A 21085-nucleotide genomic window follows, 5' to 3' on the forward strand; every position below is an offset into this window, starting at 1 on the left:
GTGTAAATTCCGCTTACTGGCCTTTCGTAAGCTAAGCCAGTATATAATTGCATAAATCTGTCATGTTCCACATCATCTTTCTTGGAGGTGTCACGCGATGAAGAAACTCTTTGTCTGTATGCTCGTTCTTTTTTTCTCGGGTCTGTCTTTGGCGCAGATTTCCGCAGAAGAAGCGATACCAGTAATTGAATCTAGAGGGATTTTGACTTCAGTTGACGAGTCACCACTAACTTTCACAGAGTTTAAGGCGGCTATTGAAAAGGCCTTCCCTGGTAAGGAAGAAATCATTAAGGGGAAGGGTGAAGTTTCAAGAGCGGATTTTGCAGTTGCAATGGTTGAAGTTCTTGGACTGCAGTCCGAAGCAGAGGCATTTGACGAGATTTGTACGACTGCTCTCGATGAGTGGGAAGCTCCGGAGGAAGCTTGGGGAGCGCTTACCGTTGCTTACAGAAGCAACCGCCAGCTTCTTGACTTCAGGTACGGCCATGTGATCGAGGCCAGTTCGCCAATCACTAGGAAAGAGGCGGCAATATCCATTTATATGGCAATAAATCCACCCGCGAAGGGTGGTACGGCCACTACAGCTGTTACTGCAGATGCGCCCGGTTTCAACACGCTGTTTACTTCTGCGGGTTTGACATGGACAATCTGTAATATCATCGGCGATGGAGTCACCGGCACAGATAAGGATGGGTTCTATTTCCCCAGGATGATAAAGAGAATGCCGTCTCTTGAGAACGGTCTAATGGTAATAAATGAAGATGGTTCTCTCACCATAACTTATGAACTGAGAAAGGGTATGAAGTGGCATGATGGAGAACCCGTTACTGCTCACGATGCGAAATTCCAGTGGGAAGTAATGAACAGTGGTGCTCCTGTTACGACGAACTACTTCGAAAGTTCCGTTTCGGAAGTAGAAGTTATCGACGATTACACATACTCTATCACTCTTCCAGAACCTCTGAGTAATGCAGAGCTAGGTTCTTCTGTTTACGCTTACTACTTTGGATGGTTCCAACTCCCCGAACACGTTTTCAGAGATAGTTACGAGGAAGCGAAGCATTCTGGAAGCTGGGACAGTTTCGTGGAAAATGCGACAAAGAATCCGATTATGACAGGACCGTACAAGCTAAAAGAATACGTGGAAGGCCAGTATGTGATAATGGAAGCTTTTGATGAGTACTACATGGGTAGACCGAACATCGACCAGTTGGTTATGAGAATTATTCCAGACATGGATGTCGTATTCGCATCCACACTTAATGGGGAAATCGATTTCGGAAGATACACTCTAACTCTAAAACAATCAGTGCAGCTTGAGAATGAACGAGCAGATATGTTCAACGTTTTCTACACACCAAACATTGCTTATGATAACCTGAATCTGAATTTGAGAGATCCAGAGGATACATCTAAGCCACATCCGATCTTTGGAGACAAGAGAGTAAGGCAGGCCGTTCTCTATGGTCTAAATAGAGAACAGATAAGCAATGTAGTCTACGCAGGCCTTGCCGAAGTCGTAGATACCTGGATAACCGATCTGCACCAGATGAGAGATGCTCTCAAGAGCCCGGAGGTTAAGCACTACGAGTACAACCCCGCGAAAGCCAAAGCTCTTCTCGAAGAGGCAGGCTGGAAGCTTAACAGTAAAGGCATATACGAAAAGGACGGAACGCCTCTGAAGTTTAGCCTTTCTCTCGCCTCTGGCAGCGGCGATTACCAGATGATGGCCCAGATGATCCAGGGAATGTTGAAGCAAATTGGAATGGAAGTAGAAATTGAGGTGATGCCAGCGCTGGTAATCTGGACCGAGATATTCCCCTATGGGGATTTTGATGCACATATCTCAGGCTGGGGGTATGGAGTCAGCGACGAAGCGGCGAATTATTGGACCACTGATCAGATACCCTCTGAAGAGAATTATTGGGGAGGAATGAACTTCACCGGCTGGGCAAATGCGGAAAACGATGAAATAGTCAACGCAGCCGCCAGGGAGCTCGATCCGGAAAAGAAGCTGGCACTCTATGAAAAGCACTTCGCGCTTTGGACCGAGGAACTCCCTGTTCTACCCCTGGTTGTTGCGCCGACACCCCATTTTGCAAAGAAATACATTAAGAGCTTCAATTCCGGCTACGACAACGGTTTGGGCTGGATAATTCAGAACTGGTACATTGACGAGCAATAAGAATCTTTGGGGGAGAAGAGGATCTTCTCCCCCATCTTCATTTTCATAATTTCGGAGGTTTAGATATGAAGTTCATCGAGCTTATCGATTCTGTTCCCGATTATAAGGAGTTTTTCACCGTTGAGGAGATGGATCGGCGATCTCTAGAGCTGGCAAAGAGATATCCTGGAAAAGTCAAAGTTTACGAAGCAGGAAAATCACGCGGAGAAAATCCAATCTACGTACTTGAAATTGGCAGCGGAAAGAAGAATGCTCTTCTCTTTGGCTGTCCGCACCCTAACGAACCGATTGGCGCAATGATGCTGGACTTCCTAAGTGAAAGACTTGCCAGCGACGATACCTTTCGGGATCAGTTTGACTACACCTGGCATTTGATTAAGGTAATAGATGTTGACGGTACTAAATTGAATGAAGGTTGGTTCAAGGATTCTTCATCCATAAGGAAATACGCAGCCAACTTCTACAGACCGCCCGGTCATGAGCAAGTTGAATGGACCTTCCCGGTCGACTATGAAACGCTTCACTTTCACTCGCCTTTACCAGAGACGCAAGTGCTCATGAAACTTATCGAGGAGAAGAAACCCGAGTTCATGTATTCTCTTCACAATTCTGGTTTTGGAGGCGTCTATTATTATGTGAGTGACGCAGTTCCAGAACTCTACGAGACTTTCAGGAAACTTCCCGGTTTGTTTGATTTACCGCTTTCTCTTGGAGAGCCCGAAGCACCTTTTTTGGAGCAGCTTGAACCAGCCGTTTTCAAGCTTTTCGGAATGGCTCAAGAGTACGATTATCTGAAGAAGAATCTTGGTCCCGACAAGGACCCGGCAGAGGTCATCAAGGCCGGGACTAGTTCTGATGATTTTGCTTCATCCGTAGCCGATACGTTTTCCTTAGTTTGTGAGATGCCATATTACTATGATTCAAGGGTAGAAGACATGTCTGAAGCCGATATTACGAGGAAGGAAGCGCAGAGATTCAATTATCAAAGGTCCGTTGAGAATTTTGAGTTCGTCAGCGAAGTGATGAAAGCAGTTGAACCATATGTTATTGACAGAAATTCCCCGTTCTACAGGGTCTTCAAGAATGTTCTTGAAACCTATCCCGATCAAATGCAGGCGCAGAAGAACTGGATTGAAAACGATCCGTCTCTGGAGAGAAAGGCAAGTGTGGCAGAGGTCTTTGATAATAAGATAGTCAGCCAGTTCTATCAATCATTGATGCTCGGGATGCTAAGAAGGCTATTAAGAGAAAACGACAATGGATCTAAGGAGCTAGCGGCGATCTCCAAGATGGCAGATGAGGCATTTGAGAGAAAAATGGAGTATCTTGAAAACAATCTGAACTACACTGCAGTCCCCATAAAGAGCCTTGTCAGTGTTCAGTTGATTGCAGGTTTGAACGTCGCCGACTATATTCAGAGAAGGGAAAGCTAGAAGTCGTGAAGGTGTATTTTCTAAAGAGGTTTCTTGAACTTATCCCGATTTTCTTCGCAATCTCAATAATAATATTCGTCATAATGAACTCAATGCCAGGTGACCCACTACTGCAAATGAGAATGCAAAACCCTCGTGCAATGACCAATGACCCCGAAAGAATGAAGGAACTCAGAGAGTACTATCATCTTGATGACCCTCTTCCGGTTAAGTACTTTACCTGGTTGAAGAGTGTTCTAACCGGTGACCTGGGTTATTCAAGTATGTACAAGTCTCCTGTAATAGATCTGATTGCTTCACGTTTGCCCAACACGCTAGTGCTCACGATCACTGCCTGGCTAATCGGGCTTGTATTTGCACTTCCAATAGGCATTATTTCAGCCGTTAAAAAGTATTCGACCTTCGACTACGCAACCACCATATTTGCTTTTATCGGCATTTCATTGCCGGGCTTCTGGTTTGCTTTGATCGCAATCATTATCTTCAGTGTTAATTTAGGCTGGTTCCCCGTTTCGGGTATGGCAACCTATGGAATAACCGGTTTTTGGAATATCTTTGCAGACAGAGTGAGACACCTTGTGCTGCCTGCCTTTGTATTGGGATTGGTTCAGGTGGCATCATGGGTAAGATACATCAGGACGTCGCTGCTCGAAGTTCTCGATCAAGACTATGTAAGAACTGCTTACGCTAAGGGAGTGCCCGACAGAAAAGTAATCATTAAACATGCGCTGAAAAATGCGATGATACCGATAATCACTATAATTGCACTTGATATTCCGTATTTCTTCGGTGGAGCGTTGATCATTGAAACTGTCTTTTCATGGCCCGGAATGGGAAGGCTTATGTACAATGCAGTTATTTCCAGCGACTATAATCTTGCGATCAGCTGTCTAATGTTTCTGGCAATAATAACGTTGATTTCGAATCTTGTTGCCGACTTCCTGTACGTGATGGTCGATCCCAGAATCAGAATGGGAAGAAAGGGAGCTTAGTTATGGCAAAGTTTTTTTACAAGAGAAAACTGGATGAGATAGAGGAGAAAGCGCGACCTGTTCACATAAACAGCTACAAACAACTCGTGTGGACGAAATTCAAGAGCCACAAACTTGCCCTTTTTGGTGCCGTGGTGTTGATTGGTGTAGCGTTTTTCACTCTGCTTGGCCCCCTCTTCGTTGAGGTAGGGTACGAAGATATGGATTTTTCAAATCTCTTTTCTCCACCGTTGACTGAGGGTCATCCCTTTGGTACCGATGAACTTGGACATGATGTACTCGTGAGAGTTATGTACGGCGGAAGGATATCGTTATTTGTGGGTTTTGCTTCAGCAGTCATTACGACTCTAATAGGAACGCTCGTGGGATTGTTTTCGGGTTTTTACGGTGGAATCGTTGATAGGTTGTTGATGAGATTCGTAGACGTAATGCTTTCTATACCGATGTTCCCAATTTTGATAACCCTTACTCTTGTTTTTGGTTCGGGAATTATGAATATCATTCTTGTACTTACTGTGTTTGGCTGGATGGGAGTTTCAAGATTGGTTAGAGGACTGGTTCTTTCGATAAGAGAGACTGAGTACGTAATGTCAGCAAGGGCTATGGGTGTGAGAAATGGAAGAATCATATTGAGGCATGTTCTGCCCAACGTTATACCGATAGTTATTGTCTCTGCCACCTTGAACATGTCTTACGCAATTCTTGCCGAATCATCGCTGAGTTACCTGGGACTTGGCATTCAACCTCCGATGCCTTCATGGGGAAATATGCTTCAGAGGGCAATGAATTACATATTGGGAACCACTGCTGGTACTAATCCCTGGTGGCTTACCGTCTTTCCAGGGTTCTTTATTTTCATAACCGTGTTGAACGTAAACTTCCTGGGAGATGGGCTTAGAGACGCTTTAGATCCCAAATTTGTGAGTGAGAGTTGAAGTTCATGGAGAGAATACTAGAAGTTGATGACCTGAAAATCTCTTTCAGGACACAGCTCGGAAAAATAACACCGGTCGATGGCGTTTCTTTTGGATTGTCAAAAGGCGAAACTCTAGGAATCGTGGGAGAGTCCGGGTGTGGGAAGACGATCACAGCCTTTTCAATTATTAGACTACTTCCCAAAAACGCATTCCTGGGCTACAAAACTAAGATCTCTTTCAGGGGAAGGGACATTTCTACGCTGAGTAAACAAGAGCTACAGAAAATCAGGGGAAAGTCAATATCCATGGTATTTCAAGAGCCCATGACTTCTTTGAATCCTCTTTATACAATTGGATGGCAAATCTCGGAAGTGTACAGACTGCACGAAGGTCTTGATGAAGATGATGCGATGAAGAGAAGCATTGAAATGCTGCGACTTGTAGGAATTCCGGAACCCCAGAAGAGAGTGAAGGAGTTTCCTCATCAATTATCCGGGGGGATGAGGCAGAGGGTAATGATTGCCATGGCTCTTGCTTGCAGTCCTGAGCTACTGATAGCTGACGAGCCGACTACTGCACTGGATGTCACGATACAGGCCCAGGTGCTTGAACTTATGAACGAATTGAAAAGCAAGTTTGACACCGCAACTATAATAATTACTCACGACTTGGGCGTAATCGCTGAAATGTGCGACAGGGTTGTTGTGATGTACGCCGGCCAGATTGTTGAAAGCGGAGGAGTATTCGATATCTTTGACAAACCAGTTCATCCCTACACAAAAGGTCTCATAAGTTCTATACCTAAGATAGATGTTGCAAAAAAGGATCAAAAGAAGCTCAATGTAATAAACGGTTACGTACCACATCCATCGAATTTTCCGGAAGGATGCAGATTCAGGCCCCGATGTCCTATAGCGTTCGAAAAGTGCTTACAGCAGCCGCCAGTAGTTCAGATTGAGAGACAGCACTCCGTTCGATGTTGGCTTTTCGAAGGGCGTGATGTATTATGAAAGCCTTTCCGATGGTAGAGATTAGGGATCTCAGAAAATGGTTTCCCGTGAAGAGTGGGTTTAAAGTGAAGTCCCATTTGAAGGCCGTGGATGGTGTTGACCTAGAAATAGTAAAGGGAGAGACTCTTGGATTGGTTGGAGAATCGGGTTGCGGTAAGACAACGATAGGAAGGACTTTGATAAAGATTTACCAGCCTACTGGAGGTGAGTTTCTCTATAGAGGAGAAGGCTCCCCCGAAGGTGGCATTGATATCTTTTCCCTCTCTGAATCCAAAATGAGGCCATTCAGAAGAGAGATACAGATGGTGTTCCAGGATCCGTACGCTTCTCTGAATCCACGCATGACTGTATTCGATATAATTGCAGAAGGTTTGAGAGTCCATTCAGTTGGTAGGAGCAAAGAAGAGCGCAAGGCAATGATAGCCGAGATACTTGAAAAGGTCGGTCTTAGACCGGAGTACATGTTCCGCTATCCTCACGAGTTCTCTGGTGGTCAGAGACAGAGAATTGGAATAGCAAGGTCAATAATTCTTAACCCGAGTCTGGTCATTTGTGATGAGCCGGTTTCGGCTCTCGATGTCTCAGTTCAGGCTCAGGTGATAAATCTTCTCGAGGATCTGAAACATGATTTTGGCCTCACATATCTCTTCATTGCTCACGATCTGGCAGTCGTAAAACACATCTGTGACAGGATTTCTGTGATGTATCTTGGAAAGATTGTTGAAACGGCCGAAACCGATTGCCTTTTTAACGATCCTCTGCACCCTTACACTAGGGGATTGTTATCCTCGATTCCTATCCCGAATCCCCACTTAAGAAGTGCCAGAAATAGAGAGATAGTGAAAGGGGATATTCCCTCACCTGTCGATCCACCAGAAACGTGCAGATTCGTTAAGAGATGCCCAAGGGCATTCGATAGATGCTGGAAAGAAAGCCCTTCATTGAAGGAAGTGAGTGACGGTCACTTTGTTTCGTGCTTTCTTTATGATTAATAGATTGTTCTGAAGAAGTTCTCGACCCGTCTTGAATTGCGAACCGCTGTGAGCAAATCTCTCAATCGAAAATATAGATCCATGAAAATAGGGTATCTATGAGACGACCATCGACATGTCGGAACTCATAGTAGTTGTCAGGCGTTGATATCTCACCCTCTACAGGCATGAAGTAATGATCGAGGCCGGGCAACAACTGGAAATAGACATTGATTTTTGTCCAGAGTGCGTTCATGAACATTATGTAATCCTGGACGGTCGACTCAAAGTCGGCGTCACCCTGCACTATCAACACAGGTATTTCCAGCTCCCTTATTGTTTCTATTGGGCTCATCCTGTCGAGTTCATAATAGTAACCGGCTGTCGCTGCAAGCACGGGAGCTCCTGGAGGTAGCTTCCCTTCCAAAGCGATCTGCAGATAATCTGTTAGGAGCTGAGTCTGTTGTCCAATCTCCCCCTTGTTGAGCGAGGAAATGTACTTCTGTTTGTCAATTATTACCTGGAGCTCTCTTCTAGAGGGAGTAGCCATCAGAATTATTCCATCGACTCTTGAATCTCTCATTGCTATGGTGGGGGCAACTCTTCCTCCAAGTCCGTGACCGGCAAGAAAGATCGAAGAAACCGAAGGAATTCTTGAAGCGGCAGTTATAGCCTTGATTACATCTTCTATTACTTCCGTCTCGATACTTGGAGAAGTCTGGGATAAGCGCTCTCCGAACACGAATGTTCTCTTGTCATAACGAAGAACGGCCACGCCCTGGGTCGCAAGGCCCCATGCAATCTGTCTGAAGGGTTTGTTGGGACCTATTGTCGAATCTCTGTCAAGAGCTCCGGAATCGTGAATCAGAATGACAAGCGGGTACCTGTCTATCTCCTTGGGGACCGTTATTACTGCTGGGAGACGGTATCTTCCCTCACCTATAGTGATCTCAAATTCATCGAACTTGCTAGTATCTATATATTCAGCTATTGCACCCGGCTGTGACGTCGGTTGGACCACAAATGTATCGATTTTGCCCTGATCATCTACCACCACGTTGAAGTCAATGAATCCTCTCTCAAACTGAGCGTGGAAGATATATACCGTGTAGCCTCTCAATACACTTGTTTCGGTGGAGAAGATGAACAGATAATTGCCATACTCCTCTTCTAACTGCTGAAACTCCTGCACCATGTTATCGACGGTATAGAGAGCTCTGGCTCTAACGCTTTGCATCTCGTAAGCGAGATGGTAATTGCCTCGCAATAAAAGCTGAAGGTACCTGTCAGCAAGTACCTCAGATCCAAAAAGCGTAGCAATAATCAGAAATATAAAAGCGCCAATCGAAAAGATTCTCTTCAACCGGATTTCTCCCATTACAATTATTAACGTTCTATCTCAATGATAACTCACTTTGCCTTGAATGGAGAAAGAGTTGGAGAGCCTCGGCTCTACAATGGCATTACACTCGAGTTTATCTTGAACCTTTCATGATCCGGAACTATCCATTATCCTTTCACTGTTGAAAACCCTTGTAAGAAAGTAAATGAAAATCGAAACGTATGCCAGATTACTGATTAGCATAAGCAGAAATCTAGCAATTACGAAATTGACGGTGATAATATCCTTCATTACGAAGATTGAATTTACCAGAGGGATAAGATAAAGCAGCGGATTATCTGGCGATTCCATCTGCATCGTTGCTATTCCGAGGACAATAGCCATGATATATATCGGCATCACGTATCCGCTTCCTTCCTTTACGTTTCTTGCAATGGAACCCAGAAGAACGATCAGAGCGGCGGCAACTCCCGACATGGTAAGCAGTGTAATGAAAAGACCCACAAGAGTCGAGGCCGAAAGAGATGATAAATTTAGATTCTCTGCCCCAAATGCCGGGCCTCCTAATTTGAAGGCAATTATCAATCCTATGAAAGTGAAAATGCTGTTCAGAATCGCTATGGTCATTACGTAGAGAATCTTGCCCGTTGCGATCGATGATCTAGAAACCTGATTCACCAAGAGCACAGGCATGCTTCCTCTTTCCTTTTCGCCAGCGGTTGTATCTAGCCCAATGTTCATTGCTCCGGCAAAGATATAGATAAGTAGAAAATATGGGATCAGTGTCGCGAGCATTTCCGTTCCCTGAGATTCCTCGGGAGCAACATCCATTTTCTCTACATTAACAGGGTTGAGGTCTTCGATGGTTAAACCGTGTTCCAAGAGCTTCTCCGATAAGAGAAACGAAGAATAAGAAGCCAGAGCGTTCTGAACCATTTGTGCTCCATACGCCGATCCTCTCGAAGTAGAGTTGTAAAAGACGAGGGCATCAATTCTTTCTCCGTTTTCAATTCTCTCAGCTGAATTTGGAGGAAACTCAACCACTATCGAGTTTTCGAAGTCCTTTACCGTCTCTTCGTTTAGTTCATCTACGAGCTCGAAGGAGATCATTCCTTCGAGAATCTTCAAGAATCTTTCGTCGGGCAGGTTGGTCACCTTCAGACTGTAAACGGCGTTTTCATAAGTTTTTGCCTGTGATTGAGATACGGCGTTCATAACCAGGAAGATTATAGGCATAATCAACATCGGCAGTATTAGTACCGCGAATATTGTTCTAGGATCTTTGAACACATTCTTTAATTCTTTGCGGAAGATTATTAGGGCGTCTCTAAACACTCTCAGTCACCCCTTCCAAATCGGCGATCTTGAAGAAGACATCCTCCAGACTGGACTCATCGAATCTTCTGTAAAGTCCCCCAAGAGTGTCATCGGCGACCAGCTTGCCTTTGAAGATTATTCCCACCTTGTTGCAAAGCTTCTCGGCCACGGACATGATATGTGTGGAGATAATTATTGTCTTTCCCTTCTTGCGATAGTCCTTTAGAAATTCGGTCACGGTTCTTGCTGTAATAATATCTAGACCATTGGTCGGCTCATCAAACACGATTACCTCGGGATCATGGATCAGGCTGACTGCAATAGCAGCCTTTTGCTTCATTCCCGATGATAGCTTCCCGATTCTTTTGTCGAGAAAATCATTCATGTTCAGATAGTCAGAAAGAAATTTCGTCCGCTCAGAAATATCAGATTCTCGCATATGGCTTAGTTCTCCATAGAATCGAAGAAGCTCTCTTGGGGTGAGATTACCCGATAGCTTCATGTCGCTCGTCAGGAATCCAATTCTCCTCCTCACTTCTGTGGGGGCATCTACAGAATCAAACCCCATAACGGTTGCTCTTCCGCTATCGGGCTTAAGGAGAGTGGAAATGATTCTTAGTGTTGTGGTCTTTCCCGCTCCATTGGGACCCAGTAGTCCGTATATGCTACCTGGTTCTGCGACAAAACTGAGTGAATCTACAGCGGTTACTTTTTTCCTTCGATTCTCGAAGGTCTTCGTGACTCTCTCAACCTTTACCATTTATCCTAACCTCCAGCTATCTTTCTTAATGAAGAATAACACTGGTATGTTACATTAGAGTTTAGTAGTGAAGATATCAGAAAAATTATTTCATAATTGAAGAAATAATTATCAATTATATTGAGTGTTAGATTCATTTATTTCATTTTAAGATGAATTATAGTATAATATTGGAAGTCAAGGGTATCGATTTGCTTCCATGCGATGCTACAGTAGTTCTTAGTATGAAAAATAACCCTTTGATAATGGGAGGTTCTAAATGAAGGTAGCCAGTTCAAAGTATCTAGACGATAGACGTGACTTGTTGCGGAATCTTGTTTCAATTTTGGAGAATGATTTCCCCTACGTTTCTATTCTGGGTACCGATGTGAAGGGAAAGTTATTCCAGGTAACTACTACTGGGATAAGCGTCAACGATTCCAGATGGTCAGAAAGGGGCTTTGTTCTGAGAGTTCATGATGGAACAGGCTATTTTGAATTTTCTTTCAATGAAATAGATAGTGAATCTCTTAATGGAATTGTTGAGCTTGTGAAGAAGAGAGTCGCCGTTTTCAGAAAGGCCATGGTTAAGAACAATCTTGAGGCGGCAAAGACACCGATTCCAGAGGAGAAGGAATGGAAACTCAGTTTCAACGACGAAGTTAAGATCCTGCCGGGTATGCTGTCGGCCGAAGAGATCTTGGGCAGATTATCCAACCTAAAAGGTAAGGCTCATTCATTATCTGTGGAAGTAATAAACGTAATGACTTTAATGGAGAACGTACAGGTGAGCAAGCTCTTCATATCAAGTAAGAAAGACCTCTTTCAATCTTACATATGGTCGCAGGGATACTTGTATGTTGTTACGAGAAGGGGAAAGATGACAAAGTACAGCATGAAGGGATTTTCAGGTCTCAAGGGAGCAGAGATTCTAGATGAAATGGATGAGTATGTGGAGAAAGTTGTAGAAAACGCAAGAATGCTGCTCTCTGCGGAACGAATAAATCCCGGTACTTACGACGTTATATGCTCCCCCGACGTAGCTGGACTCATTGCTCACGAAGCTTTTGGCCATGGAGTGGAAATGGATATGTTTGTGAAGGAACGCGCAAAGGCTGTCGAGTATTTGGGGAAACAGGTTGCGTCTGAGTTAGTTACTATGCATGATGGCGCGGCTGGTGTAAGAGAAGTGTCTTCCTACGCTTTTGACGATGAGGGATGCGAAGCAAAAGATACTGTGATAATTGATAGGGGGATTCTTTTAACGGGAATATCTGATGTGATCTCAGCATCCATTCTTGGAACTGAGCCAACGGGAAACGGAAAGAGGCAGTCCTTTGAGAGGAAGGCGTATGCTCGAATGACCAATACTTACTTCTCGCCAGGGAAGGATGATCTGGTGGAAATGATAACTTCGATAGATTATGGATTTCTTCTCGAAGATTATTATAGTGGAATGGAAGATCCCAAGAACTGGGGTATCCAATGTGTCATAGCTTATGGTAGAGAAATCGTAAAGGGAAAGCTGACAGGAAGAATCGTATCACCGGTTATGATGACGGGATATGTTCCAACTCTGCTTAAGTCGATTTCAATGGTGTCAAAGGATTTCAGACTTTCTGGCACCGGAGCCTGTGGCAAGGGACACAAAGAGTTCGTTAAAGTCTCTGCTGGTGGTCCATACATAAAAGCGAAAGCGAGGTTGGGATAATGATAGATAAGATTTCTAGACAGCTTAAGTCGGTTGCGATAAGTGGATGGAAGATCAAGGAAGAAAACGTCGAAAGTGAGGAATACTTTTTTGTTAAGGACAAGGTTGACCTCGGAAGATCCAAGAAGGTAAGTAAGTACGAGGTTACCCTGTATAAGGATTTCGAAGATAAGAACGAGAAATACAGGGGTAGTTCTGTATTCTACATTAGCCCGGGGATGGAAGATGCTGAAATCAGTAAAGCAATTGAAGAGGCATTCTTCGCTGCCGGGTTTGTCAAGAATTCCTGGTATCCATTAGCTCCAGCCTTTCGAGAAAATTTTGTTCAGAGGAGTATGAGTTATCCGAACTAGCAAGCGAGGCAGTTGGGGCAGTGTTCTCTCAATCGAAACCCGTAAATTCCTGGTTGAACTCCGTCGAGATTTTCGTCATAAAAAACAGGGACAGAATTCTCAGTTCCGAGGGAGTAGATGTCTCACTTTCGAAATACAGAACCTATATAGAAAGCATAGTGAGCTCATCAGGTAGAGAAGAAGTGGAGCTTTATGATCAACTTCTCCTATCAGTTCCTGATCACGAGCGGATTAGTATGAGAATTTCAAGACTGCTGGAAATGGTCCGTGAGAGAGCTAATGCTACTGCCACTCCCGCAGTTAAAGGAGTTCCGGTAATACTTACAGGAGAACCTGCTAAAGAGGCATTGAGGTATTACTTGATGCAGTCTAATGCCCATCTCAAGTACGACAAAATTTCTGAAGCCGAGCTTGGTAACTCTGTTCAGTCTGAGGAAGCAGGGGACAGAATAACAGTAGAGGTTGTACCTGAACTGGAGGGTTCATACTACAGCCTTCCATTCGATAATGATGGTCTTCTTATGAAGAAAAGGAAGGTAATTGAGAACGGTATCTTGAATAGTTTCTGGGGTGACATAAGATACTCTTATTACATAGGAATCGAACCTACTGGCGCTGCAATGAACTTCTCTGTCGGAGAAGGAAGTCTCAGTGTTGAAGAGATGAGAAAAGAATCTCATTTAGAAGTCACACATTTTTCTGCAGTGGATGTCGATGAGACGACAGGAGATTTCGGTGGAGAAATCCGACTCGGATGGTATTTCGATGGTTCAAAGAGAATTCCCGTTACTGGGGGTTCTGTGACAGGAAATTTGAAGAGTCTTGATTCTCTTTATCTCTCTAGAGAGACAGAGCTAAATGGAGACTACTACGGGCCTGTTTCGCTGATGATGAAAGGAATGAAGATCTCGGGAGAATAGGGTTTCTGGAGGTTCATATGATAATCGAGACAATAAAGATGAGACATTCGACTAGAAAGTTCCTTCCATATGGACTCTCTTCTGAGGAGCGGGAAAGGCTTGTCGATTTTTTTGAAGTTATTCCCACTCTCCATTCCTTGCGTCTGAAATGGGCCTTGAAGGATCTAAATAAAGGATCATCCGCGATCTATGCACCTTGTACCAATAAGCCAAACTGTCTCGTGGAGTATGGCTTTCAGGGAGAGATTATTGTCCTGGAAGTGACGAAAATGGGCTTTGGTAGTTGCTGGAATGCCGGTATCAGAGAGGCGGGATCGCCGGCAGGTATAATTATCGGTAAGGAAGACCAGGGGAAAGTTAGTATCAACGACATTCTTACGGGTATGGGTAGGAGAAAGGAACTTCGAGCTCTGATTGATGGACCAGTTCCCGAAGACGAGAGACTGCTTCAGATACTTGAATCGTGTAGACTAGCCCCTTCGTCCATGAACAGGCAGCCGTGGAGATTCAGTGTTCTTGAAGGCGATCTTTACATCTGGACAAAGGCAAACATGATTGGAGGAGGTCACTGGTTAGATCTTGGAATTGTTCTTTCACATGCATACATAACTGCTTTAGAGTTCTTTAAGAATGTCTCTATAGAAAAGGCTGCCGGGGATCGTTACAGAGTGATAATGAAGTAATCCCTAATGCCAGACCAGATCCTCTACATTTGGAGTGACTTGATGTGCACATTGAGATGGTAGCATCCCCGAGAGGTTTATGCGGGAAGAGCTTTGAAGACTCACAGTACCTCATTTGTTCAACATTCTGAGTGAGTTCAGAACCGCAAGCAAAGTTACCCCAACATCGGCAAATACTGCCCCCCACATGTTCATTAAGCCAAACGCGCCTAGAGCGATAAATGCCATTTTCACTCCGAGGGCTGCTGTAATATTCTGGATGGCATTTCTGTTCGTAGATCTCGATATCTCTATAGCTCTTGCGACTTTAGATAGAGACTCGCCTGAAAGAACAACATCGGCCGTCTCTATAGCTGCGTCGGCTCCAGAGAAGCCCATAGCGATTCCAACATCGGCCCTTGCAATTACCGGTGCATCATTAATACCATCACCGACGAATGCAGTACGCTTCCCGCTTTTGATAGCGTCTTCTACTGCTCTCATCTTATCTTCAGGAGTTGCTTCGGAAATCAGACCGTCAAGGTTCAGTTTGGACGATATAGAACCAGCAATATCATGACTATCACCCGTGAGCATAACTATCTCATGAATTCCGAGTTCTCTAAGCTTGATGATGGCATCGGCAGAATCAACCTTCAGAACGTCGGACAGAGTGAATACTCCCTCTACTCTGCCATCGATGGAAAGAAATATCTTTCCTGATTCGCCTCGCTCTTTATAATCAACTCCGAGATCTTTTAGCAGAGAGGAGTTGCCAATGCCCATTTTCTTGTCGTTGATTTCTGCTGTGATACCTTTCCCGGCGATTTCTGAGTGGTGAGAGATTTTCATGTCTTCGGGAATCTCTGGGATAAAACTTCTAAACGAACTTGCCACTGGATGGGTGGAGTAGCTTTCCATCAGGCCGCGTATTCCAATAATTCTCTCTTGTCATATCGGCCAGAAGTCTCTATTTGAGAGATCTCTAGCTTTCCCTTGGTCAATGTTCCCGTTTTGTCTATGAAAATCGAATCAATCTTGCCAAGAGATTCCAGATAATTACTCCCCTTGAATAATATTCCCTCTCTTGAGGCCTTTCCAATGCCGACGAAATAGCTTAAGGGAACAGAGATGACTAATGCGCAAGGGCAGGAAATGACAAGAAGGATCAAGGCCTTATGAACCCAATCTGAGAATCCCCCTCCGAACAGCAGAGGGGGAAATACCGCTATTGCGGTAGCAATGGAGACCACAGTGGGAGTGTACAGCTTCGAGAACCTGGTAATGAACCGCTCCCTATTAGATTTTCTAGAAGTTCCCTCTTCAACTAACTCCAGCATTCTGCTAGTGTAAGATTTCTGAAGATTTGTGGATGCAGTGACTTCTATTACACCTGATTTGTTTATGGTTCCGGCAAGAACTATATCGCCTTCTTTTACAGGTACGGGACTACTTTCTCCTGTGAGAAGTGATTTATCTATCCAGGTGCTTCCAGAGTTAACAAGACCGTCTATGGGAATTCTCTCTCCTGGTTTGACAACAAATCTGTCACCCGGCTGGATCTGACTTGCCGGTACAGTCCGAAGTTGTCCGTCAATGATCTGATTTACTTCTTCAGCCCTTAAATCTATCAGTTCCTTCACCGATCTTCTCGATTTTCTCAAGGCGATTGCCTCCAGAAGCTCTCCTAAACTGTAAAAGATCATCACGGCAACAGCTTCAGGCAATTCGTGGATTGCAAATGCACCCATAGTAGCGACGGTCATAAGAAAACTCTCGTCGAACAAGTCCCCCTTGAAGAGATTTCTGAAAGCCTTTAAAACGGTGTTTCCCCCAGCGACAAGATACGCAGTTACAAATAAGCCGTATTCAAGCAACTCATTATTCCCATGAATAAAGGGAGAAAAGACCAAAGCAATGAAAAAAAGGACTCCTGAGAAGAGAAGTTTCACAAGTTCTTTGATGGGTAAATCCTTCTCAACGTCCGGAGATTCCAACAGCGTTATCTCCGGTGAGTGTTTGTGAATAACTTCTTCTACTTCTTCGAAAGTTTGACCATCGATTATTAGTGTCGAAGAAGAGAAATCTATTCTTGCATCAACTCCTGATCTCTTTAGCTGGTCCTCCAGTTTGGCTGCACATTTAGGACAATCAAGTCCTTCTATTCTGTATTTCTTCATTCTAATCGCCCTCCGACAGTTCCTGGAAATGTTCTCTGGCAAGTTTTATGAGCTCAACAACGTGAAAGTCTTCTAAGGAGTAGAAAACAGATTTACCTTCCTACGGCTTTTCACGAGTCTGTAAGACTTCAGTTGCTTTAGGTGATGGGAAATCGTTGGGAGTGATAGCCGGAGAATCTCTGCAAGATCACATGTACACAGTTCCGTTTCAGACAGAAGAAATACTATTTTCGTTCGCGTCTCGTCGGCGATAACCTTAAAAAGATCCGAGAGACCCGAAACTTCCTTAGCTATCAGTCTATATTTATCTACGTCGACGTGAATTTCTCTACTCGGGCAAAGTTCACTCATAGGATGTCTCCAAATCAATTAGACGGTCATCTAATTGATTGTAACTGCATTCTCTTCTCAAGTCAAGTCATCTGCCCATAACTCTCGCGGATGTCGATATCAAGAGCTCCTTTCCACCAAAGTTGAAAACGCCTTCGAAATAAAACGCGGTTGGGCTTTGAGAGTCAGTTCTTTTGAACTGCATTCTTTGACATGGATCGATTCGAATCTTGTCTTTCGAAAATCTCCATCCGGGGAAGACGATCTGAATAGCCTCAGTTCCTTTAGATTCGCATTTTCTTTTTCCATCAAGGTTCTAACCTTCAACGTTCCTTCTGATTGCTCTTCTACATAACTCATTGAAGAAAGAGGCTTACCTGTGTTCAGGTGATGAATCATTGAACTTATCGCCTGAGAAACTCTGAAGACTTCGACCCCATGTCCTGCCTTTGGAGCATAGACCATTGATGAACAGCCGGGCAGTTCTTCTATGTATTAGTTAGCTGAGTCTATGGGCCATATGGATCATTCGTTCCGACAGCAATTTGCTTTGGAATTACGAGTTGAGATCGATATGTGAAAGATCTATGTACTCTGGCAAATCTAGTTATGCCGAATTATTTAGATCATCAAGGATTCATCTCTGTACATATTCCTCAATGGAGTGACAAAAGCCTCCCCAGAAGTCAAGCTTGTGTTCCATCTGTACAGCAATATTGAGGTTGTCAAAGGCTGTGGGAACGATTCCTTTGACTCTCTTGTGCATCGGGGCAGTTAGCCATGTAGTCCAACCTCGCTTGGAGCCCCCCCGATAAAGTGAAGCCTTCAACTCCGTCCCCCTTGTTCCCTATAAAGTCATTCATGATGTTCATTGAAGCAATAGTGGCTTGAACCATGGGCAATAAGGCGGGTCATGTGTAATCACAACTCTTAAGACATCTTACAAGAGAATAGCTAAGTAACCAGTCCTCTTTGGGACCGCCAAAAAGTGGTTGATTTGGGATGTTGAATAGGACGGCAACGTAAGCTCTATTTGCAAAGCCAGCAGTCCGAATAATGCCAGCTCTTCCTACGAGTATCCGTGGTCACCAGTTATGAACATCACTGCAACTTTTGACTCTATCCTTGGTGGTTTTATGATCATCGGATCGTTTAGCCACTTAATCCTCTGCAATACAACCGAGTCGAAGTTTAACGTATCTATTTCGATAAGCCCCTCTGAAGGCGACTCCACAATCTTGACATTTGCATTATCCATAGTTGATGGAATTGAGTGGAGTTCAGAAAACTATCCACTGTAACCGATGAAAGAGAGGCCGCAACAATCAAGAGCAAGAAAACTGGAATTGCTCTCATCTCAGTCAGCTATTGTCTTCAGAAGATTTTCGGCAACTTTTCTGAGTTCGTCAATGATCTCCTGCGGCCCAATAACCTTGAAGGAGTTCTCAGAAGCCAGGAACATCACCAAATCTCCTATCTCGAAGAAATGGTATTTATGGCGATCGCCACCAAAATCTAGGTCTACTTCGTGGAATTCAGCTTCTCGCGGGAATATTCGGTTCCAGAGCATTGGTTCTTCCAAATACCTCTTGTTCGAAAAGATGACCTTATCAATCTCGTCTGGCCTGACAAATCGGACGTTACCATCCTCTTGAAGACCACAAAATAACTCGCGTCTTTCATCGAAACAGGCGGGATAGAAAATGAATTCTTTGCCTGCTCTTTGAAAAATCTTCACAGCTTTCTTACTAGCTATCGCGTTCAGAAAGACTGAGCTTATTCGATATTCTGTTCTTAGTTGAAATTTCATGCTGTCTTCGAAAAGAGAAGGCAAATGATAGGGTTCGGAATAGAAGTACTCGCCTCTTTTCCTAGAGTATTTCATGGGCGCTCCAAGATTTGCTCTCAGATACTTGAAATCTCTATGGGCCTGTCGGACTGAGATGCCAAACTTCTGAGTGTAGTCTTTCATGGCCGCAAAATCATTCTTTAGCAAGCGATTGTGCAGCCACATAATCCTCATTTCCCTAGACACATTTGCCACCTCCAGTGGCCCAGACGAGAGACATCTGAACATCGCAGAACAGAATTCGAAGGTGCTAGAATTGCAATAGTATTATACAAAAATTCGAAAAGTAAATCTAGAAGATGAAATGGAGACATGATGGTTAGAGGAATCATATTTGACTTGTTTGGAACCATTGTCAGTAACGCGAGGCTCTTCAGACCTGTATGCTCCAAGATGGCAGAAGAGTCGTCAGCTGAAGTGGCGGAAATAGAGAGAGACTTTGTGAATCTCTACGGCCACTACTTCAAGGACTGTCATAAAATGCCCTTTCAGCCGGAGAGATACTATTATTATCTTCTGATAAGCGATTTGATTGACAAGTACGATTTGCCAGGAGACATGGAAGCCTACTGTAACTTCATGTACGATTCCTTCTCTAAGTTCCGCGCCTATCCGGATGCAAGGATCCTAAGGGCGATCGTAAACAAGTATTCCGTTGCAATCCTAACTAATGCCGATAATTCCTTTGCTGAGAAGGTTGTAAAAAGAAATAAAATTCCACATCATTTTCTGCTGACTTCGGAATCGGCAAGATCGTACAAACCATGCGAAGTTATCTTTGAGAAGCTACTGTCTATGATGGAAATCGAGAAGAGGCACGTCATTTTTGTTGGTGACAGCATTCAAGTAGACATGCTTGGCGCTTCTGCAGCCGGAATTAAGGGAATTCTTATCGATCGGTCAAGATCTTACTTAGACTACGCACCAAGAATCGAAAGCTTGGAAGAACTGCCTAGCTTGCTAGAGTCCTTGTAAGAGCACCTTCGAATTCCTCAAGAACTATATCGAGATCTTCTCTGGTAACGTTTAGATTGGTTACGAATCGCCATTCGCCAGCTTCAGGCGGATTTATCTTTATTCCCTTATCGTGAAGAGTTTCAACGATAAACTTTGAACTTGCTTTACCGGTGATTCTGAAGAAAACCATGTTTATGTCGAGACGATCAAAGAAGACTTCGATTTTTGGTAATTTTGAAAGCCCTTCAGCCAGGTATTTAGCATTGTCGTGGTCTATTTGAAGACGATCGATCATTCTCTCGAGTGCGAATACTCCGGCGGCAGCAATAATACCTGCCTGGCGCATAGCTCCTCCCATGATCTTTCTTCCCTTTCGTGCCTTGGCTATGAATTCTCGTTTACCTACCAGCATTGACCCTATCGGTGCACCGAGTCCCTTCGAGAGGCAAAACATAACCGAGTCGGAACAAGAGGCAATTTCTGCGGGGCTAACCCCTTCGGCAATAGCAGCGTTGAATATTCTTGCACCATCAAGATGCAGGGGGACTTTCTGTGCTGAAGCCAGTTCGTAGATCTCCCTGATGTAATTCATGGGGAGGATTCGTCCGCTGGAGTGGGCATTTTCCAGACAGATTAATCCGGTTCTCGGATAATGAAGATCCTCAGATCTGATGGCACTTCTGATTCTTTCGGCTGAAGGTTTGCCATCATCACAGTCAAGAGTTCTCATCTGAACTCCCGCTATCACTGCAGAAGCTCCGGCCTCGTGGACAATGATGTGATTGGACGCTGGAATAATCACCTCATCTCCCCTTAGAGTGTGTGTGAGGATTGAAAGTTGATTCCCGAATGTTCCTGAAGGAACGAAAAGGGCGGCTTCCTTCTTCAAGATGTCTGCTGACATCTCTTCAAGTCTGTTGACTGTCGGATCGTCTCCGTACACATCGTCTCCTACCTCTGCGCTGGCCATAACCCGCCTCATTTCTTCACCGGGGACCGTAACTGTATCACTTCTAATATCTATCCACTTCAAGACAGCACCTCCATAAGGTAAGTTATGAAAACAATTATAAACCAGAATTACTATCAAGAATAACAAGAATAAAAAAAGCCGGATCTAATGATCCGGACTATATGGGGTTCCTATCTAAGGGGGATAGGGGGGTTATAAACTATATTTATTCTAGTTTGTTTGTATGAATATTGCTTTGTGAAAA

General features: G+C 44.1%; 20 protein-coding genes and 1 pseudogene. 11 read left to right on the forward strand and 10 right to left on the reverse strand.

The window, feature by feature from the left end:
* Nucleotides 1-97 precede the first annotated feature (97 nt).
* From BG32_RS02615 to BG32_RS02640, 6 genes are all read left to right on the forward strand, one after another.
* Nucleotides 98-2185, forward strand: coding sequence for a peptide ABC transporter substrate-binding protein (locus BG32_RS02615; RefSeq protein WP_099771282.1), 2088 nt, complete (start codon nt 98-100; stop codon nt 2183-2185).
* A gap of 65 nt (nt 2186-2250) precedes the next feature.
* Nucleotides 2251-3618 (forward strand): M14 family zinc carboxypeptidase, encoded by a 1368-nt coding sequence (locus tag BG32_RS02620; protein ID WP_099771283.1) that lies wholly within the window; start codon nt 2251-2253, stop codon nt 3616-3618.
* A 5-nt stretch (nt 3619-3623) separates the two neighbouring features.
* Nucleotides 3624-4610, forward strand: coding sequence for an ABC transporter permease (locus BG32_RS02625; protein ID WP_041928219.1), 987 nt, complete (start codon nt 3624-3626; stop codon nt 4608-4610).
* 2 nt (nt 4611-4612) lie between these two features.
* Nucleotides 4613-5545 carry an ABC transporter permease gene (locus BG32_RS02630; RefSeq protein ID WP_014731537.1) on the forward strand — a complete coding sequence of 311 codons (933 nt, stop codon included), beginning with the start codon at nt 4613-4615 and terminating at the stop codon, nt 5543-5545.
* Between the two features lie 5 nt (nt 5546-5550).
* Nucleotides 5551-6537 (forward strand): ABC transporter ATP-binding protein, encoded by a 987-nt coding sequence (locus BG32_RS02635; RefSeq protein ID WP_099771284.1) that lies wholly within the window; start codon nt 5551-5553, stop codon nt 6535-6537.
* Nucleotides 6534-7529: an ABC transporter ATP-binding protein gene (locus tag BG32_RS02640; RefSeq protein ID WP_099771285.1), complete on the forward strand. Its 996-nt coding sequence runs from the start codon at nt 6534-6536 to the stop codon at nt 7527-7529. Before BG32_RS02635 ends, BG32_RS02640 begins: the two co-directional genes overlap by 4 nt.
* A 61-nt stretch (nt 7530-7590) precedes the next feature.
* Here the strand turns inward: BG32_RS02640 and BG32_RS02645 are convergent, their stop codons facing one another.
* The 3 genes from BG32_RS02645 to BG32_RS02655 all read right to left on the reverse strand — a co-directional run bounded on the left by BG32_RS02645 (nt 7591) and on the right by BG32_RS02655 (nt 10927).
* On the reverse strand, nt 7591-8871 hold the full coding sequence (locus BG32_RS02645) for a DUF3887 domain-containing protein (protein WP_099771286.1): 1281 nt from the start codon (nt 8869-8871) through the stop codon (nt 7591-7593).
* 126 nt (nt 8872-8997) lie between these two features.
* Nucleotides 8998-10185 carry an ABC transporter permease gene (locus tag BG32_RS02650; protein WP_099771287.1) on the reverse strand — a complete coding sequence of 396 codons (1188 nt, stop codon included), beginning with the start codon at nt 10183-10185 and terminating at the stop codon, nt 8998-9000.
* On the reverse strand, nt 10178-10927 hold the full coding sequence (locus BG32_RS02655; protein ID WP_099771288.1) for an ABC transporter ATP-binding protein: 750 nt from the start codon (nt 10925-10927) through the stop codon (nt 10178-10180). Before BG32_RS02655 ends, BG32_RS02650 begins: the two co-directional genes overlap by 8 nt.
* A 259-nt stretch (nt 10928-11186) precedes the next feature.
* On the opposite strand from BG32_RS02655, the gene BG32_RS02660 reads away from it, so the two are divergent.
* Genes BG32_RS02660 through BG32_RS02670 form a run of 4 tightly spaced genes read left to right on the forward strand, consistent with a single transcriptional unit; the run spans nt 11187 to nt 14573 of the window.
* Nucleotides 11187-12617 (forward strand): TldD/PmbA family protein, encoded by a 1431-nt coding sequence (locus BG32_RS02660; protein ID WP_099771289.1) that lies wholly within the window; start codon nt 11187-11189, stop codon nt 12615-12617.
* Nucleotides 12617-12970 carry a hypothetical protein gene (locus BG32_RS16095; RefSeq protein WP_259459457.1) on the forward strand — a complete coding sequence of 118 codons (354 nt, stop codon included), beginning with the start codon at nt 12617-12619 and terminating at the stop codon, nt 12968-12970. Before BG32_RS02660 ends, BG32_RS16095 begins: the two co-directional genes overlap by 1 nt.
* A gap of 20 nt (nt 12971-12990) precedes the next feature.
* Entirely contained in the window at nt 12991-13890 is a 900-nt protein-coding gene (locus BG32_RS02665) for a metallopeptidase TldD-related protein (protein ID WP_259459458.1), read from the forward strand.
* Between the two features lie 17 nt (nt 13891-13907).
* Nucleotides 13908-14573: a nitroreductase family protein gene (locus BG32_RS02670; protein ID WP_014731545.1), complete on the forward strand. Its 666-nt coding sequence runs from the start codon at nt 13908-13910 to the stop codon at nt 14571-14573.
* Nucleotides 14574-14684: 111 nt separating this feature from the next.
* Here the strand turns inward: BG32_RS02670 and BG32_RS16100 are convergent, their stop codons facing one another.
* The 6 genes and pseudogenes from BG32_RS16100 to BG32_RS02700 form a co-directional block, all read right to left on the reverse strand.
* Complete coding sequence (locus BG32_RS16100) at nt 14685-15473, reverse strand: HAD-IC family P-type ATPase (RefSeq protein ID WP_259459459.1); 789 nt, start codon at nt 15471-15473, stop codon at nt 14685-14687.
* Entirely contained in the window at nt 15473-16732 is a 1260-nt protein-coding gene (locus BG32_RS16105; protein WP_259459460.1) for a heavy metal translocating P-type ATPase, read from the reverse strand. Before BG32_RS16105 ends, BG32_RS16100 begins: the two co-directional genes overlap by 1 nt.
* A gap of 1 nt (nt 16733) precedes the next feature.
* A pseudogene (locus tag BG32_RS02680) lies at nt 16734-17083 on the reverse strand (ArsR/SmtB family transcription factor).
* Between the two features lie 99 nt (nt 17084-17182).
* Entirely contained in the window at nt 17183-17527 is a 345-nt protein-coding gene (locus BG32_RS02685) for a hypothetical protein (RefSeq protein ID WP_099771292.1), read from the reverse strand.
* Nucleotides 17528-17699: 172 nt separating this feature from the next.
* Nucleotides 17700-17891, reverse strand: coding sequence for a PhoPQ-activated protein PqaA family protein (locus tag BG32_RS02690; RefSeq protein ID WP_099771293.1), 192 nt, complete (start codon nt 17889-17891; stop codon nt 17700-17702).
* A gap of 528 nt (nt 17892-18419) precedes the next feature.
* Complete coding sequence (locus BG32_RS02700) at nt 18420-19097, reverse strand: hypothetical protein (RefSeq protein WP_099771294.1); 678 nt, start codon at nt 19095-19097, stop codon at nt 18420-18422.
* Nucleotides 19098-19223: 126 nt separating this feature from the next.
* Between BG32_RS02700 and BG32_RS02705 the strand changes: the two genes are divergently transcribed.
* Nucleotides 19224-19886 carry an HAD family hydrolase gene (locus BG32_RS02705; RefSeq protein ID WP_259459462.1) on the forward strand — a complete coding sequence of 221 codons (663 nt, stop codon included), beginning with the start codon at nt 19224-19226 and terminating at the stop codon, nt 19884-19886.
* Here the strand turns inward: BG32_RS02705 and ltaE are convergent.
* Entirely contained in the window at nt 19864-20901 is a 1038-nt protein-coding gene (ltaE, locus tag BG32_RS02710) for a low-specificity L-threonine aldolase (protein WP_014731550.1), read from the reverse strand. The two genes, BG32_RS02705 and ltaE, sit on opposite strands and share 23 nt — an antisense overlap.
* Nucleotides 20902-21085 lie beyond the last annotated feature (184 nt).

Source organism: Mesotoga sp. HF07.pep.5.2.highcov (genome assembly GCF_003666285.1).
Lineage (GTDB): Bacteria > Thermotogota > Thermotogae > Petrotogales > Kosmotogaceae > Mesotoga > Mesotoga prima.

Excerpts from the sequence above, each read along its gene's own strand:
- BG32_RS02615 (WP_099771282.1), top strand. The coding sequence starts at position 98 with ATGAAGAAACTCTTTGTCTGTATGCTCGTTCTTTTTTTCTCGGGTCTG.
- BG32_RS02620 (WP_099771283.1), top strand. The coding sequence starts at position 2,251 with ATGAAGTTCATCGAGCTTATCGATTCTGTTCCCGATTATAAGGAGTTT.
- BG32_RS02630 (WP_014731537.1), top strand. The coding sequence starts at position 4,613 with ATGGCAAAGTTTTTTTACAAGAGAAAACTGGATGAGATAGAGGAGAAA.
- BG32_RS02635 (WP_099771284.1), top strand. The coding sequence starts at position 5,551 with ATGGAGAGAATACTAGAAGTTGATGACCTGAAAATCTCTTTCAGGACA.
- BG32_RS02640 (WP_099771285.1), top strand. The coding sequence starts at position 6,534 with ATGAAAGCCTTTCCGATGGTAGAGATTAGGGATCTCAGAAAATGGTTT.
- BG32_RS02655 (WP_099771288.1), bottom strand. The coding sequence starts at position 10,927 with ATGGTAAAGGTTGAGAGAGTCACGAAGACCTTCGAGAATCGAAGGAAA.
- BG32_RS02660 (WP_099771289.1), top strand. The coding sequence starts at position 11,187 with ATGAAGGTAGCCAGTTCAAAGTATCTAGACGATAGACGTGACTTGTTG.
- BG32_RS16095 (WP_259459457.1), top strand. The coding sequence starts at position 12,617 with ATGATAGATAAGATTTCTAGACAGCTTAAGTCGGTTGCGATAAGTGGA.
- BG32_RS02670 (WP_014731545.1), top strand. The coding sequence starts at position 13,908 with ATGATAATCGAGACAATAAAGATGAGACATTCGACTAGAAAGTTCCTT.
- BG32_RS16100 (WP_259459459.1), bottom strand. The coding sequence starts at position 15,473 with ATGGAAAGCTACTCCACCCATCCAGTGGCAAGTTCGTTTAGAAGTTTT.
- BG32_RS16105 (WP_259459460.1), bottom strand. The coding sequence starts at position 16,732 with ATGAAGAAATACAGAATAGAAGGACTTGATTGTCCTAAATGTGCAGCC.
- BG32_RS02685 (WP_099771292.1), bottom strand. The coding sequence starts at position 17,527 with ATGGTCTATGCTCCAAAGGCAGGACATGGGGTCGAAGTCTTCAGAGTT.
- BG32_RS02705 (WP_259459462.1), top strand. The coding sequence starts at position 19,224 with ATGATGGTTAGAGGAATCATATTTGACTTGTTTGGAACCATTGTCAGT.